This window comes from Streptomyces sp. LX-29, assembly GCF_029541745.1.
GTDB lineage: Bacteria > Actinomycetota > Actinomycetes > Streptomycetales > Streptomycetaceae > Streptomyces.
In genome coordinates this window covers 2,641,064-2,655,340 of the sequence record NZ_CP089746.1, presented here as the reverse complement: position 1 = coordinate 2,655,340, position 14,277 = coordinate 2,641,064, and the positions used below count along the sequence as shown (strand labels likewise).

The window sequence follows — 14,277 nt, the reverse complement described above, 5'->3', positions numbered from 1 at the left end:
GCCCAGGCCACCCAGGGAATGCCCGCTGACGCTCGGCGCAAGATCGACGGCTACCTGATGGCCGCGTTCCCCTGGTACGGGCTCGACGAGGCGTTCACGGGGCCGCGCTGGCTGATGCAGGTCGGCGCCAGCGCCGACGGCACCGTGGAGCACGGCTCGACCGGCCATGGCGACGAGCCGTCGCTGCGGGCCGAGACGGACGCCGAGGCACGCGACCGACAGCGCTTCGCGGTGGTGGTGACCATCGCCAGCCGCCCGCTGCGGCGCAGCGCCGACGGCACCGGCGTGCTGGAGGCGACCTCGGTCTCCTCCGCGGCCTGGCTGGCGGGCTCGGGGCTGCTGTCGTGCACCTGGCCGTCGCGGATGGAGCGGGCGCTGCGCCAGGACTGGCTGGAGCAGCAGACCGCGATCGCCTGGGAGCTCGCCGACGACCTGGGCGGCGAGGGCTGGTCGCAGCTGTCGCTGCCGGTGGACGGCGAGCCGGCCACGTTCCACTACCGCGAGTCGGAGTACGGCTGGGTGCTGGCCGGCTCCGCGCGCGACGGCGTGCACCTGGGGGCGTACGGGCGTGGCATGAGCGCCTACGGTCTCGGCTTCTCGGTGGTCAAGGACATCGCCGGCTACAGCTGAACCGGCGCCGCGGACGGTGGCTCTCCGCGCGTGTAAGGGGCGGCCTCCCAGGGAGGCCGCCCCTTACACGTGGGCGGGGGTCGCGTGGCGCGGCGGGTGATCCGCCGCGCCACGGGACCGCGCGTCGATCAGAACTTGTTGCGCGGGGTGATGCCCAGCGACAGACCGGCCAGCCCGCGCTGGCGGCCGCCGAGCTTGCCCGCGATGGCGCGCAGCGCGCTACCGGCCGGGGAGTCCGGGTCGCTGAGGACGACGGGCTTGCCCTCGTCGCCGCCCTCGCGCAGCCGCACGTCGATCGGGATCGAGCCGAGCACCGGGACGTTGGTGCCGGTGGTCCGGGACAGCCCGTCGGCGACCACCTGACCGCCGCCGGTGCCGAACACGTCGACCATCTCGTCGCAGTGCGGGCACGGCAGCCCGGACATGTTCTCGACGACGCCGACGATCTTCTGGTGGGTCTGGACGGCGATGGAGCCCGCCCGCTCGGCGACCTCGGCGGCGGCCTGCTGCGGGGTCGTCACCACGAGGATCTCGGCGTTCGGCACCAACTGCGCCACCGAGATGGCGATGTCGCCGGTGCCCGGCGGCAGGTCCAGCAGCAGCACGTCCAGGTCGCCCCAGTAGACGTCCGCCAGGAACTGCTGCAGCGCGCGGTGCAGCATGGGGCCGCGCCACACCACCGGCGCGTTGCCCGGGGTGAACATGCCGATGGAGATGACCTTCACGCCGTTCGCCGACGGCGGCATGATCATGTTCTCGACCTGGGTCGGGCGGCCGTCCGCGCCCAGCATCCGGGGCACCGAGTGGCCGTAGATGTCGGCGTCCACGACGCCGACCTTCAGCCCGTCGGCGGCCATCGCGGCCGCCAGGTTGACCGTCACCGACGACTTGCCGACGCCGCCCTTGCCGGACGCCACCGCGTACACCCGGGTCAGCGAGCCGGGCTTGGCGAACGGCACCTCGCGCTCGGCCTGTCCGCCGCGCAGCGAGGACGCCAGCTCGCGTCGCTGCTCGTCGCTCATCACGTCGAGCTCGACGGTGACGCCGGTCACGCCGGCGACCCGGGACACCGCCTCCGTCACGTTCTTGGTGATCGTGTCCCGCAGCGGGCAGCCGGAGACGGTCAGATAGACGGCCACCGCGACCGTCCCATCAGCCGCGATCGCGATCGACTTGACCATGCCGAGATCGGTGATCGGCTTGTGGATCTCCGGGTCGTTGACCGTCGCGAGTGCGGCGCGCACCGCCTCTTCGGACGGAGCGGATGGGGGAGTGTCGGTAGCCATGCCGAAATGGTACGGCGCGGTAGCCGGCCTCGGGAAAGGTCGTCAGCGGTCGCGTTCCTCACTCCCGGACGGTTCCTCCACCGGGAATACGCGGCCGCCCGGCGGCGCGTCCCCCGGCGGCGCGCCCCGCTCCTCCACATCCCTCAGCTCTTTGATCAACTCTTGGAACTCGGAGCGGATCCAGTCCCGGGTAGCGACCTCGCCCAGACCCATCCGCAGCGCGGCGACCTCGCGGGTCAGATACTCCGTGTCCGCGATCGACCGCTCGTCCCGCGCCCGGTCCTGCTCGACCACCACCCGGTCGCGGTCCGCCTGCCGGTACTGGGCCAGCAGGATCAGCGGGGCCGCGTACGACGCCTGGAGCGACAGCATCAGCGTCAGGAAGATGAACGGGAACGGGTCGAAGCGCAGGTGGCCGGGCGCGGTGGTGTTCCACATCACCCAGACGATGACGAAGACCGTCATCCAGGCGATGAACCGCCCGGTACCCAGGAACCGCGCGATGTGCTCGGAGGCCTTGCCGAACGCCTCCGGATCCCACCGCGGAAGCCAGCCGCGTCGGCGGGCTCTGGGCTGGTCCAGACGGCTGCGCTCACCGCTCATCGGCGGCCTCCGCGGTCGCGCTCATCGACGCCCCCCGGCCGGGGTGCCGCCCGGGCCCTTCGAGACGGCGGCCCCCGGCACCTCCTCACCCGCCTGCAGCTCCCGCTCCCGCCAGTCCTCCGGCAGCAGATGGTCCAGCACGTCGTCGACGGTCACCGCGCCCAGCAGCGAGCCGCTCTCGTCCACCACGGGCGCGGCCACCATGTTGTACGTGGCCAGATAGCTGGTCACCGCGGGCAGCCCGGTGTCCGGCGGCAGCGGCCGCAGATCGGTGTCGACCAGCGCGCTGACCAGGGTGAACGGCGGGTCCCGCAACAGCCGCTGGAAGTGCACCGTCCCCAGGTACTTGCCGGTCGGCGTCTCGTCCGGCGCCCGGCACACGTACACCTGCGCGGCCAGCGCCGGGGACAGGTCCGGATTGCGCACCCGCGCGAGCGCGTCCGCCACGGTGGCGTCCGGGAGCAGCACGATCGGCTCGGTGGTCATCAGCCCGCCCGCGGTGCGCTCCTCGTACGCCATCAGCCGGCGCATGTCCGCCGCGTCCTGCGGCCGCATCAGCGCCAGCAGCCGCTCCTTGTCCTCCTCCGGCAGCTCGGACAGCAGATCGGCCGCGTCGTCCGGGTCCATCGCCTCCAGGACGTCGGCCGCGCGCTCCTCCTGGAGCTTGCCCAGGATCTCCACCTGGTCGTCGTCGGGCAGTTCCTCCAGCACGTCCGCCAGCCGGTCGTCGTCCAGCGCGGCCGCGACCTCCGCGCGGCGCTTGGCGGACAGGTGGTGCAGCACATGGGCGAGGTCGGCGGGGCGCAGCTGCTCGAACGTGGCCAGCAGGTTCTCCGCGCCCTGGCCGTGCTCCTCCAGCGAGAAGCCGCTGACCGCCGACCACTCCACCGTCAGGGTCTCGCCCCGGCGCCGCAGCGCCCCGCCCTTGCCGCGCCGGACGAAGACCTTGTCGACCTCCCAGTCGCGCCGGGCGGGCAGCTGCACCATCGCCACGTCCAGGACGGTGACCTGCTCACCGCTCTCCACCAGCCGCACCCGCCGGTCGAGCAGCTCGCCCAGGACCAGGGTCTCGGTGGGGCGCTGTTCGAAGCGCCGCATGTTGACCACGCCGGTGGTGATGACCTGGCCGTGCTCGACGCCGGTCACCCGGGTCATCGGCAGGAAGATCAGCCGCCGGCTCATCACCTCGACGACCATGCCCAGCACCCGTGGCGGGCGGCCGCGCAGCCGGAGCATCGCGACGAGGTCCCGGACCCGCCCCACCTGGTCGCCGTTGGGGTCGAAGACGGCGACGCCCGCCAGGTGCGAGACGAACACCCTGGACCCGCCTGGTCCCACGCCGCACCTCCCCGAGCACCTGAATACGCCGATATCCGCTCAAGTCGGATTCAGGCTAACGCGCCGGGCGGCACTCCGCCGCCGGTCGCACGGGATGCCCCCGGGCGGCCCCGCGGGAGGGAGCGGAGGGCCGTCGCCGGTGGTGCGGGGGCGGCGCCCCGGAGGCCGGGAGAGTGGGCGTAGACGGCACGGGTACGCTGCCCTACTGCACCGGCATCAGGAGGCAGAGCAGACGTGCGCATCCGGAACACGGCTGTCGTGGGGGCGATGTGCGCGGCGTTGACCGTGGCGCTCGCGGGATGCGGCGGCGACGGCGAAGGCAAGGACCCCGACGCGGGCACGAACGGCGTCGGCAAACTCCCCGCCACGAAGATCGAGAGCAAGGCCCGCAAGGCCGCGGGCGGCGCGGGCTCGGTGCACCTCTCCGGCACGCTGGTCAGCAAGGGCCGCACCTTCACGCTCGACATGCGGCTGAAGGGGAACGGCGGCACCGGCCAGGTCTCCAGCCAGGGCGGCACCTTCGAACTGCTGCGGGTCGGGCAGGACCTCTACCTCAAGGCCGACGCGGGCTTCTGGGCCCACCAGGAGGCGGGTAAGCCGTCCGAGGCGGACACGGCGGCCGCCCGGAAACTCGACGGCAAGTACGTCAAGGTGCCGGTCGGCGACCCCTCCTACGAGCAGCTCAGCGGCTTCACCGACAAGGGGCTGCTGCTCGACGGGCTGCTGGGGCTGCACGGGACGATCACCGTGGGGGACCGGGGCACGGTCGGCGGCGTCCGCACCATCCGCATCAGCGGCGGCGCGGGCTCCGGCGGCTCCCTCGACGTCTCCCTCGAGGGCGCCCCCTACCCGCTCCGACTGCGCCGCGCGGGAGACGCCGGCGTGATCACCCTCAACGACTGGAACAGGGACTTCACCCTGGCCGCCCCGGAGAAGACCCAGGTCGTCGACTACGGCCAGCAGATCCCGGCCAGTAAGTAGCGCCTCCGGCGGGGGCTGGGGCCGGAGGGGGGATCGGTCCCGGTCCGGGGCGCCTCCGGGGCGGCGTGATGTACGGGCGACGACTCCGAGCCGCCATGGCGCCCCTCTTTGCCCACACATCAGGCGTAAGTGCCCCGGAGGCACCCCTCCCCGTCCCCTCCCGCCGTCGCCCCGCGCGCCACCGCCCGACATAAGGTGAGCCCATGACGCAGACGCTGATGGACCGCGCCCTCATCGAGGAGGCCGCCAAGAAGTCCGGCCTGATCTGGGTGCGCGGCTCCGAGGGGCCCGAGCGGGCCCTGTGGCACGTCTGGCACGAGGGCGCCGCCTGCCTGGTCGGCGACGGCCCCGGCGAACAGCCGCTCCAGGGTCTCGGCCTGGTCGACGGCGGCACCGCGACCGTGACCGTGCGCAGCAAGGACAAAGGCGGCCGCCTGGTCGGCTGGACCGCCCGTGTCGTCGAGATGGCGCCCGGCTCCGAGGCGTGGACCGCCGCGGTAGACGAGCTCAAGGGCAAGCGACTGAACGCGCCCGACGCCGAGCGGATCACCGAGCGCTGGGCCCGCGAGTGCCGTGTGCTGCGCCTGGAGCCCACCGAGGGGCCCGTGGCCGACCAGCCCGACGGCTCCCTGGCCGCGCCCCCGCTGGCGACCTCGGCGATCACGCGTCGTCCCATCCCCGCCGCCCTGCCGAAGCTGCTGGCCCGGCGCCGCGGCAAGAAGCGACACGGCTGACCCTCGGTTCCCGCGCCGATGGCGGGCGGCCGGGTCCGCGCGACACGGGAGGGGGCGGGGAGGGGTGTCTCCGGGGTGCTCACGCGTGATGTGTGGGCAAAGAGGGGGCACCATCGCGGCTCGGAGTCGTCGCCCGTACATCATGCTGCCCCGGAGGCGCCCCGGACCGGGACCGACCCGACCCACCGGCCTCAGCCGCATCCCCCATTACCGGCCCCGGCCCGCCCCGTCCCGCGATGCGAAACGACAGTTTCGTAGCGCACTTATGCCCCTTACGCTGGGCGTGTGTATACCGCCCGTACCCGTGCCGCGTCAGCTCCCGCCACAGCCACCGCTCCCTCGGCTCCGTCCGCGGGGGCCGTGCGGCTGGACATCGCGCTGCTGGCCGTCGCGATCGCCGGAGTCTCGCTGTCGGCGCCGCTGATCGCGGGCACGGTGGCCCCGGCGCTGGCGGTGGCGTTCTGGCGGAACGCGATGGCGGTCGGGGCCTTGAGCCCGCTGGTGCTGTTGCGCCGCCGGCACCGGGTGGAGCTGCGGACGCTTGGGCGCCGGGCGCTGCTGCTGTCGGTCGCCTCCGGTGCGCTGCTGGCGCTGCACTTCGGGCTGTGGCTGCCGAGCCTGCGCATGACCTCGGTGGCCTCGTCCACCGCGCTGGCCACCACCACCCCGATCTGGACGGCCCTGATACTGCGGCTGCGCGGTCACCGCCCGTCCGCGCTGGCCTGGGCGGGCATGGTGCTGGCCTTCCTCGGCGTGGTCATCCTGACCGGAGTGGACCTGTCGCTGTCGCCCCGGGCGCTCGCCGGCGACGCGCTGGCGCTGGCGGGTGGCATGGCGGCTGCCGGCTATGTGCTGTTGGGCTCCGAGGTGCGGCGTACGGCGAGCACCACGGCTTACACGTACGTCTGTTACACCACGACCGCGGTCCTGCTGTTGGTCACCTGCCTGGTGACCGGCGCCTCGCTGGGCGGCTACAGCGGCGAGACCTGGCTGAAGTTGGCGCTGTTGACGCTCACCGCGCAGCTGCTCGGCCACACGTTGATCAATCGGGTGGTCAAGGGCCTGGGACCGTCGGTGACCTCGACCGCGATCCTCCTGGAGACCCCGGGCGCGGCCCTCATCGCGGCGGTGTGGCTGGGACAGACCCCGCCGGCGGCCGCCTACCCGGCGCTGGTGGTGATCCTGGCCGGACTGGCCCTGGTCATCGCGGCGGGCCGCAAGGAGAGCTCCTGAGCGGGGCGGGCCGGCCGGGCGGGGGCGCGCCCGCCCGGGTCTCCGCGCCGTGCTACAGCCAGCCGTTGCGCTTGAAACTGCGGTGCATGACACAGCAGATGGCGACGATGGCGGTCATCACCGTCGGATAGCCGTACCGCCAGTGGGTCTCCGGCATGTGGTCGAAGTTCATGCCGTAGACACCGCAGATCATGGTGGGGACGGCGATGATCGCCGCCCAGGCGGTGATCTTGCGCATGTCCTCGTTCTGGGCGACCGTCGCCTGGGCCAGGTTGGCCTGGAGGATGGAGTTGAGGAGGTCGTCGAAGGAGACGACCTGCTCGGTGACGCGCGCCAGGTGGTCGGCGACGTCGCGGAAGTACTTCTGGATGTCCGGGTCGATCAGCCGCATCGGGCGCTCGCTCAGCAGCTGCATCGGCCGCAGCAGCGGGGAGACGGCGCGCTTGAACTCCAGTACCTCCCGCTTGAGCTGGTAGATCCGGCCGGCGTCGCCGCCGCGTGCGGCACCGCCGCTGGGCCCGGAGCTGAAGACGTCGATCTCCACCTCGTCGATGTCGTCCTGCACCGCGTCCGCGACCGCGATGTAGCCGTCCACCACCTGGTCGGCGATGGCGTGCAGCACCGCCGAGGGGCCCTTGGCGAGCAGCTCCGGGTCGTCCTGGAGCCGGTGCCGCAGCGCGCGCAACGAGCCCTGGCCGCCGTGCCGGACGGTCACGATGAAGTCCCTGCCGGTGAAGCACATCACCTCGCCGGTCTCCACCACCTCGCTGGTGGCGGTGAGTTCGGCGTGCTCCACGTAGTGGATCGTCTTGAAGACGGTGAACAGGGTGTCGTCGTACCGCTCCAGCTTGGGGCGCTGGTGCGCGTGCACCGCGTCCTCCACGGCGAGCGGGTGCAGCCCGAACTCCGCGGCGATGCCGGCGAATTCATGCTCCGTCGGCTCGTGCATCCCGATCCACGCGAAGCCGCCGTCGGCGCGCACCCGCGCCATCGCCTCCGAGGGGGTGATGTGGTCGCTGACCCGCTTGCCCTCGCGGTAGACGGCGCAGTCGACGATCGCGCTCGATGCCGAGGGGTCACGGGTGGTGTCGTACCGGTCGTACTCGTGCGGGGTGTGGCCGCGCCGCAGGGCGGGGCGGACGGCTGCGCGCAGGTCGCGGATCATCGACATGGCGGGCTCCTTCACGGGCCGGCCGTCAGCATGCCTCGCGCGGGGCGCAGCGCGGCCCGGAAGGTGGACGTACGGGAAGGATCACGGCCGTACGCCCGCAAAGCGGGCGGCACTCCAGTGCGCGGTGACACTGACGGGACTTCGCAGAATTTCGCAGAAGAACGGGTAAAGCGGGGCGAGACGCTCAACCGTCGTCTACCGTCAAGTGCTGCGGGCGCCGGGCCACTTCCTGGGTTTCACCGCTGAGCGGTGGGGTACGGAAGGGCTGGGATCATCAAGGGCACCGGAGAACGCGACCAGGTGGGAGGACGGAAGAGCCGTCGGTACTGCACGGTCGACTAGGATCCACCGCAGCCCCACCTCCTCCGGCCGGTCCCCGCTGGGGGACGACGTACTCTCCTGGGCAGGCGTCAAGGCTACCAGCCGACAGAACGTTTACTCGCCGCTTTGCTTGTTCGATACGCGACCTATGCTCGATCCATGTCTGACGTTCTTCAGCTGGTCGAGGCCCGGTTGCTTTCCGCGCTGGGTGAACCGGACGCCCGCGCGGCGGTGACCTTCCTGGGCACGGACCGCATCGAGGTGCTCCGCTTCAGCGGTGGCTCGGGCGACGGGCCGGCGGATGTGACCGGTGGGGAGGACATCGTCCGCTACGCCACGCTCGGGATGTCGGACCGCCCGATGACCGACCCCACCGCCGTCGTCGCCGACCCGCTGCGCGGCCCGCGCGCGGAGCTGGTGCTGTCGGTGCGCGTCGGCCGGGTGCCCGGCGCGGACCTGGACAAGGTGCTCCGCCCGCTGGCCGTGTTCGCCGCCTCGCCCCAGGTCGAGGGCCTGGTCGTGGCCCCCGGCAACTCCCTGGACCTCGGCGAGCCGCTGTGGCCGGGAGCGCCCTTCAGCTCGGTGCTGGTCGCGGAACCCGGCGGTCTGGTACCCGACCTGGAGCTCGACGCGCCCCGCGAGCCCGTGCGCTTCCTCCCGCTGCTGCCCATGACGCCCAACGAGGCCGCCTGGAAGCGGGTGCACGGCGCCGCGGCCCTGCGGGAGCGCTGGCTGCGCCACGGCACCGATCTGCGGGACCCGCTGCGCGAGGGCGTGCGGCTGAGCGACTAGGGGCGCGGCGGCGGCGCGGCGACCGGAGCGGTGCGCGCGGGCCGTGCGGACCGTGCGCCGTTCGGGCGGGCGTCAGGCGTCCGCGTGCGGGCCGCATGGGCGGAGACTCCCTCCGGACGGGTGATCGTCCTTGACGTGACGGCGACCACGGAGGACCGTGGGGCCCTATGAGGGGCGAACCCAGTTGCCCGAAGTGCGGTGGCCGGGTGCGGGCGCCCGGTCTCTTTGCCGACTCCTGGCAGTGCGGCGTGCACGGCACCGTGCACCCTCTGCAGCCGGTGGTGCCGCCGAGCGTCGAAGCACTGGCGGTCGTGGTGAACCGAGCGCGGGTGCCGGTGTGGATGCCGTGGCCACTGCCGATCGGTTGGCTGTTCACCGGTGTGGCCGCCGCGGGTGACGACCGCAGCGGCGGCCGGGCCACCGCCGTGGCCTGCTCCGGCCCCGGCCCGCTGGGCGGTCCGGGGGAGTTGCTGCTGATCGCCGAGGAGCTCGGCGTGGGGCTCGGCGCGCGCTATGCGGGAATCGACGGCCCGGACCCTGGCCCGTCCATGTGTGTGAACCGGCCGCCGCACGTCAAGGTGCTCGCCGCCGGGCGGCCGACCCCGCTGTGGCATGTCGAGGGCACGCCGGACGACCGCGCGGTGTTCGCGGGCGAGGCGCGCGGACTGTGGTTGTGGGCGGTCGTGTGGCCCGAGCAGTCCGGGCTGATGCTCTATGACGAACTGGTCCTCACCGACCTGCGGGACGCCGGGGCGGAGACGGATCTGCTGCCGTGCGGGGCGCTGTCGCCCCGGATCATCGGCTAGGCACGCCGGGAGGCCGAGAGCGGGTCCCGGCGAGTTCGCCCGAGGACCGCGGTCCGATGCCGCCGCCGCGTCACCGCCGCGGATCTTCCGGGCGGATGACGCCGTTCCGGGGATGTGCCCAAGTCCCGGTAGAGTAGAGCGTCCCGTCCCCCCGTCTGCCACAGCTTGGAGTACGCGTCGTGCGCATCGATCTGCACACCCACTCCACGGCGTCGGACGGCACGGACACCCCCGCCGAACTGGTGCGCGCCGCCTCCGCGGCCGGGCTGGACGTCGTCGCCCTCACCGACCACGACACGGTCGCCGGCCACGACGAGGCCAAGGCCGCGCTGCCGCCCGGGCTGACCCTGGTCACCGGAGCCGAGCTGTCCTGCCGACTCGACGGCGTGAGCCTGCACATGCTGGCGTACCTCTTCGACCCGTACGAGCCCGAGCTGGCCCGCGAGCGCGAGCTGGTGCGCGACGACCGGGTGCCGCGCGCCCAGGGCATGGTCGCCAAGCTGCGGGAGCTGGGGGTGCCGATCACCTGGGAGCGGGTCGCCGAGATCGCCGGTATCCCGAGCGGGCGGAGCGGCGGCACATCGGACGGGGTGGCCGTCGGACGTCCGCACGTCGCCACCGCCATGGTGGAGCTGGGCGTGGTGGCGAGCGTCTCGGACGCCTTCACCAGCGACTGGCTCGCGGACGGCGGCCGGGCGTACGTGGAGAAGCACGAGCTCGACCCCTTCGACGCGATCCGGCTGATCAAGGGCGCGGGCGGGGTCGCCGTCTTCGCGCACCCGCTGGCCGTCAAGCGCGGGCAGTGCGTGCCCGAGAGCGCGATAGCCGAACTGGCCGCCGCGGGCCTCGACGGCATCGAGATCGATCACATGGAGCACGACGAGGCCACCCGCGCCCGGCTGCGCGGCCTGGCCGCCGACTTCAACCTGCTCGCCACGGGCTCCAGCGACTACCACGGCAGCCGCAAGACCTGTCGACTCGGGGAGTACACGACCGACCCCGAGATCTACGGCGAGATCACACGCCGGGCGACCGGGGCGTTCCCGGTCCCGGGCACGGGCGGCTGATCCGCCCCGGGCCTCCGCTGAGCGGAGCCGACGGGTCCGGCGAGGTCGTCACCACCGGCTGAGCCGTTCGAGCGACGCGTCCCGCGTGAAAGCGGCGCGCCCCCGCATCGGCGGCGTCCCCCGTGCTCGACCCCGTCCGCCTGTCTCCCCTCCCGACTTCGTAGTGCCGCCGGCGCGCCCCGCGCCCTCGCGCGGCCGCCACCGCCCCTGCTCGTACCACCTCGCAAGGCCATCATCGTGTTCGACACCGCCATTTTCGGATCCCTCTTTCTCACCCTTTTTGTCATCATGGACCCGCCCGGGATCACGCCGATCTTCCTGGCGTTGACCTCCGGGCGTCCGGTCAAGACGCAGCGCAAGATGGCCTGGCAGGCGGCCTCGGTCGCCTTCGGCGTCATCGCCGTCTTCGGCGTGGCGGGCCAGCAGATCCTCGACTACCTGCATGTCTCGGTCCCGGCGCTGATGATCGCGGGCGGACTGCTGCTCCTGCTCATCGCGCTCGACCTGCTCACCGGGAAGTCCGAGGAGCCGACGCAGACGAAGGACGTGAACGCCGCGCTGGTGCCGCTGGGCATGCCGCTGCTGGCCGGTCCCGGCGCCATCGTCTCGGTGATCCTCGCCGTCCAGAACGCGGACGGCGTCAGCGGTCAGATCTCCGTGTGGGCGGCGATCGTGGCGATGCACGTGGTGCTGTGGCTGACCATGCGCTACTCGCTGCTGATCATCCGGGTGATCAAGGACGGCGGCGTGGTGCTGGTCACCCGTCTGGCGGGCATGATGCTCTCGGCGCTGGCGGTGCAGCAGATCATCAACGGCGTCACCCAGGTGATCCAGTCGTCCTGACGTCGCCCGCTCGCCCCACCGTCTGACCTGCGCTGTTCAACGCGGCGACGAAGCGCCCCCGTGCACACAGGCACGGGGGCGCTTCGACGTTCGTGGGGTGCCGTGCCGGCCCGGCGGTTACCGGACGGCGGATTCGGCTGGGCGGATGTAGATGCGCTGGCCTATCGCTGCGGCCTGCTGCACGATCCGGTCGACGGAGGCGGCGTCCACGACGGTGCTGTCCACGGCGAGGCCGTCGGTGTCGTCGAGGCGCATGATCTCGAAGCGCATGGCTTCTCCCTTCGTCTGATCCTCCTGCGGAGAACTGATGGAATGGACGCGTACGGCTACCGTGCCGTGCGCTCCGTAGGTGTACAACGGGGTGCACCCTGCAAACATTCCCTACGCTAACGAAAATTTTCGCGAGACTAATTACTGATGCGTAAAGGATTCGTTGCGGGCGGCACGCCTTGTGCGGCCCGCGCAACCGCCAGGACAATGAGCCGCGTATGAATCACGTCACGCCTTCGGGCCAGCCGCAGCCCTCCGCGCAGCCGGACCTCAGCGGGATCGTCGCCGCGCTCGACCGCACCAACGAGCTGCTGCAACGGGTGCTCGCCGAGGTCGCGACCACGCCCTCCACCCATGCGATATTCGTCGACGCGGGGTATGTCTACGCGGCGACCGGTCGGCTGGTGGCGGGCACGGAGGACCGCAGAGCCTTCGAGCTGGACGCCGAGGGGCTGATCGAGGCGTTCATCGACAAGGCCCGCATGATCTTCCCGGACAGCAGACTGCTGCGGGTCTACTGGTACGACGGCGCCCGGCGGCGCATCCACACCGCCGAGCAGCAGGGCATCGCCGAGCTCCCCGACGTCAAGGTCAGGCTCGGCAACCTCAACGCCAACAACCAGCAGAAGGGCGTCGACTCCCTCATCCGCAACGACCTCGAATCGCTCGCCCGGCACCGCGCCATCGGCGACGCCGTGCTGATCGGCGGGGATGAGGACCTGGTCTCCGCCGTCGAGGCCGCGCAGGGCTACGGCGCGCGGGTGCACCTGTGGGGCATCGAGGCCGTCGAGGGGCGGAACCAGGCCGAGCCCCTGTTGTGGGAGGTCGACAGCCAGCGCATCTTCGACCTCGACTTCTGCAAGCCGTACCTCACCCGCCGCGCGGTGGGCTACGAGCCGCACGGCGAGCAACCCGGCGGCGGGGCGGTGCCGCCCCGAGACGAGGTGCGGTTCGTCGGCGCCCAGGTCGCGGCCCAGTGGCTCTCCTCGCGCGGTCGCGAGGCGCTCGCCGACCTGCTCCCGGGTCGGCCCTATCTGCCCGGCTCGGTCGACCAGGAGCTGCTCATCGAGGCCGAGCAGTTGCTGCGGCTCTCCCTGCGCGCCCACGCCGACCTGCGGCGCGCGCTGCGCGACGGCTTCTGGGAGCACCTCCAGGCGCAGTACTGAGCCGGACGACCACACACGAGGGCCGTCCCCGGCGGCGGGCCGGAGCGGGCCCCGGCCGTGCGACGTCGCGCACGCCGACGACCGCGGGGCGCCGCCGTCGACGGATCAGCCGTCCGCGCTGACACCCTGCCAGAAGCGGGACAGCGCCTGGGCCGTGTCGCGCGGCCGCTCCGCGTTGGGGGAGTGATCCGCACCCGCGATCACCGTGCGGTGCGCCGCCAGCCGCTCGGCCATCGCGTCCATCAGCGGTACCGGCCAGGCGTAGTCGGCCTCTCCGGAGAGCACGTGCTTGGGCAGTGGCGCCTCCGACAGCTCCGCCACCCGATCCGGCTCGGACAGCAACTGCCGCCCGGTGGCCATCAGTTGCTCGGGTACGGTGCCCAGCCAGCGGCGGTGCAGGAACTCCCGGATGTCCGCGGGCGTGCCCGACTCGGCGGCCTCCGGCGGGTCGAGTTCGCGCATCGCCTGCCAGACCGCCTCCATGTCGAGTACGGCGAGCGCGTCCAGCAGCAGCTTCGTCCGGGCCTGTTGGGGAGTGGAGATGGCGGCCGGCCCCGAGCTCATCAGGGTGACCGAGGCGAACGGGGCGGGGTCGCGCAGCACGGCGGCGCGCACGATCAGCCCGCCCAGCGAGTGCCCCAGCACATGCACCCGCCCGCCGCCGAGCGCGGCGGCCTGCGCCAGGACGTCCCGGGCCAGCTCGTCCTGTGCGTACGCGGCCTCGTCCCGGGGACCGCCGCTCTCGTGCTGGCCGCGCCCGTCGACCGCGACCGCGCGGAAGCCCGCGGCGGCCAGCGGCTCCAGGAGCGCGATGAAGTCTTCCTTGCTCCCGGTGAAGCCGGGCACCAGCAGCGCCGTGCCGCGCACCGGCCCGGCCCCCGGGACGGGGCGCGCGTCGTGCACGGCGAACGATCCGCGCGCCGTCTCCAGCCGGTAGGCGCCGGCGCACGGAGGGAGCGTGAGGGTGGGCGGTGTGCTCATGGCCCCGAGGGTAGGGCCTGTCCGGCGGGCGTGTCCCGAGGGCCGGAGGCGGCAC

15 protein-coding genes are annotated in these 14,277 nt (G+C 72.6%); 9 read left to right on the top strand and 6 right to left on the bottom strand.

Features of this window, described 5'->3' with window-relative positions:
- Nucleotides 1-18 precede the first annotated feature (18 nt).
- Nucleotides 19-630: a hypothetical protein gene (locus LRS74_RS11255; RefSeq protein WP_277744705.1), complete on the top strand. Its 612-nt coding sequence runs from the start codon at nucleotides 19-21 to the stop codon at nucleotides 628-630.
- 128 nt (nucleotides 631-758) lie between these two features.
- Here LRS74_RS11255 and LRS74_RS11250 read toward each other — a convergent pair whose 3' ends face one another.
- The 3 genes from LRS74_RS11250 to LRS74_RS11240 are packed head-to-tail and all read right to left on the bottom strand — an operon-like array spanning nucleotide 759 to nucleotide 3,857.
- Nucleotides 759-1,916, bottom strand: coding sequence for an Mrp/NBP35 family ATP-binding protein (locus LRS74_RS11250; protein WP_277740880.1), 1,158 nt, complete (start codon nucleotides 1,914-1,916; stop codon nucleotides 759-761).
- Nucleotides 1,917-1,958: 42 nt separating this feature from the next.
- Nucleotides 1,959-2,519, bottom strand: a complete 561-nt coding sequence (locus tag LRS74_RS11245; RefSeq protein WP_277740879.1) for a DUF1003 domain-containing protein — start codon at nucleotides 2,517-2,519, stop codon at nucleotides 1,959-1,961.
- A gap of 21 nt (nucleotides 2,520-2,540) precedes the next feature.
- Nucleotides 2,541-3,857 (bottom strand): CBS domain-containing protein, encoded by a 1,317-nt coding sequence (locus LRS74_RS11240; RefSeq protein ID WP_277740878.1) that lies wholly within the window; start codon nucleotides 3,855-3,857, stop codon nucleotides 2,541-2,543.
- Between the two features lie 267 nt (nucleotides 3,858-4,124).
- Between LRS74_RS11240 and LRS74_RS11235 the strand changes: the two genes are divergently transcribed.
- From LRS74_RS11235 to LRS74_RS11225, 3 genes are all read left to right on the top strand, one after another.
- A complete protein-coding gene (locus tag LRS74_RS11235) occupies nucleotides 4,125-4,838 on the top strand; it encodes a hypothetical protein (protein ID WP_277744704.1) in 714 nt (237 codons plus the stop codon).
- A 203-nt stretch (nucleotides 4,839-5,041) separates the two neighbouring features.
- Nucleotides 5,042-5,572, top strand: coding sequence for a hypothetical protein (locus LRS74_RS11230; protein WP_277740877.1), 531 nt, complete (start codon nucleotides 5,042-5,044; stop codon nucleotides 5,570-5,572).
- Nucleotides 5,573-5,857: 285 nt separating this feature from the next.
- Complete coding sequence (locus LRS74_RS11225; RefSeq protein WP_277740876.1) at nucleotides 5,858-6,805, top strand: DMT family transporter; 948 nt, start codon at nucleotides 5,858-5,860, stop codon at nucleotides 6,803-6,805.
- Nucleotides 6,806-6,857: 52 nt separating this feature from the next.
- On the opposite strand, the gene LRS74_RS11220 is transcribed toward LRS74_RS11225, so the two are convergent.
- A complete protein-coding gene (locus tag LRS74_RS11220) occupies nucleotides 6,858-7,976 on the bottom strand; it encodes a magnesium and cobalt transport protein CorA (protein ID WP_277740875.1) in 1,119 nt (372 codons plus the stop codon).
- Nucleotides 7,977-8,456: 480 nt separating this feature from the next.
- On the opposite strand from LRS74_RS11220, the gene LRS74_RS11215 reads away from it, so the two are divergent.
- The 4 genes from LRS74_RS11215 (at nucleotide 8,457) to LRS74_RS11200 (ending at nucleotide 11,805) form a co-directional block, all read left to right on the top strand.
- Nucleotides 8,457-9,089 (top strand): suppressor of fused domain protein, encoded by a 633-nt coding sequence (locus tag LRS74_RS11215; RefSeq protein WP_277740874.1) that lies wholly within the window; start codon nucleotides 8,457-8,459, stop codon nucleotides 9,087-9,089.
- A gap of 167 nt (nucleotides 9,090-9,256) precedes the next feature.
- Nucleotides 9,257-9,895, top strand: coding sequence for a DUF6758 family protein (locus LRS74_RS11210; protein WP_144381376.1), 639 nt, complete (start codon nucleotides 9,257-9,259; stop codon nucleotides 9,893-9,895).
- 179 nt (nucleotides 9,896-10,074) lie between these two features.
- On the top strand, nucleotides 10,075-10,962 hold the full coding sequence (locus tag LRS74_RS11205; RefSeq protein ID WP_277740873.1) for a PHP domain-containing protein: 888 nt from the start codon (nucleotides 10,075-10,077) through the stop codon (nucleotides 10,960-10,962).
- 237 nt (nucleotides 10,963-11,199) lie between these two features.
- Nucleotides 11,200-11,805: a MarC family protein gene (locus tag LRS74_RS11200; protein WP_277740872.1), complete on the top strand. Its 606-nt coding sequence runs from the start codon at nucleotides 11,200-11,202 to the stop codon at nucleotides 11,803-11,805.
- A 117-nt stretch (nucleotides 11,806-11,922) separates the two neighbouring features.
- On the opposite strand, the gene LRS74_RS11195 is transcribed toward LRS74_RS11200, so the two are convergent.
- On the bottom strand, nucleotides 11,923-12,075 hold the full coding sequence (locus LRS74_RS11195) for a hypothetical protein (RefSeq protein ID WP_186318845.1): 153 nt from the start codon (nucleotides 12,073-12,075) through the stop codon (nucleotides 11,923-11,925).
- A 218-nt stretch (nucleotides 12,076-12,293) separates the two neighbouring features.
- On the opposite strand from LRS74_RS11195, the gene LRS74_RS11190 reads away from it, so the two are divergent.
- Complete coding sequence (locus LRS74_RS11190) at nucleotides 12,294-13,241, top strand: NYN domain-containing protein (RefSeq protein ID WP_277740871.1); 948 nt, start codon at nucleotides 12,294-12,296, stop codon at nucleotides 13,239-13,241.
- 105 nt (nucleotides 13,242-13,346) lie between these two features.
- Here LRS74_RS11190 and LRS74_RS11185 read toward each other — a convergent pair whose 3' ends face one another.
- Entirely contained in the window at nucleotides 13,347-14,222 is an 876-nt protein-coding gene (locus LRS74_RS11185; protein ID WP_277740870.1) for an alpha/beta hydrolase, read from the bottom strand.
- Nucleotides 14,223-14,277: the final 55 nt, after the last annotated feature.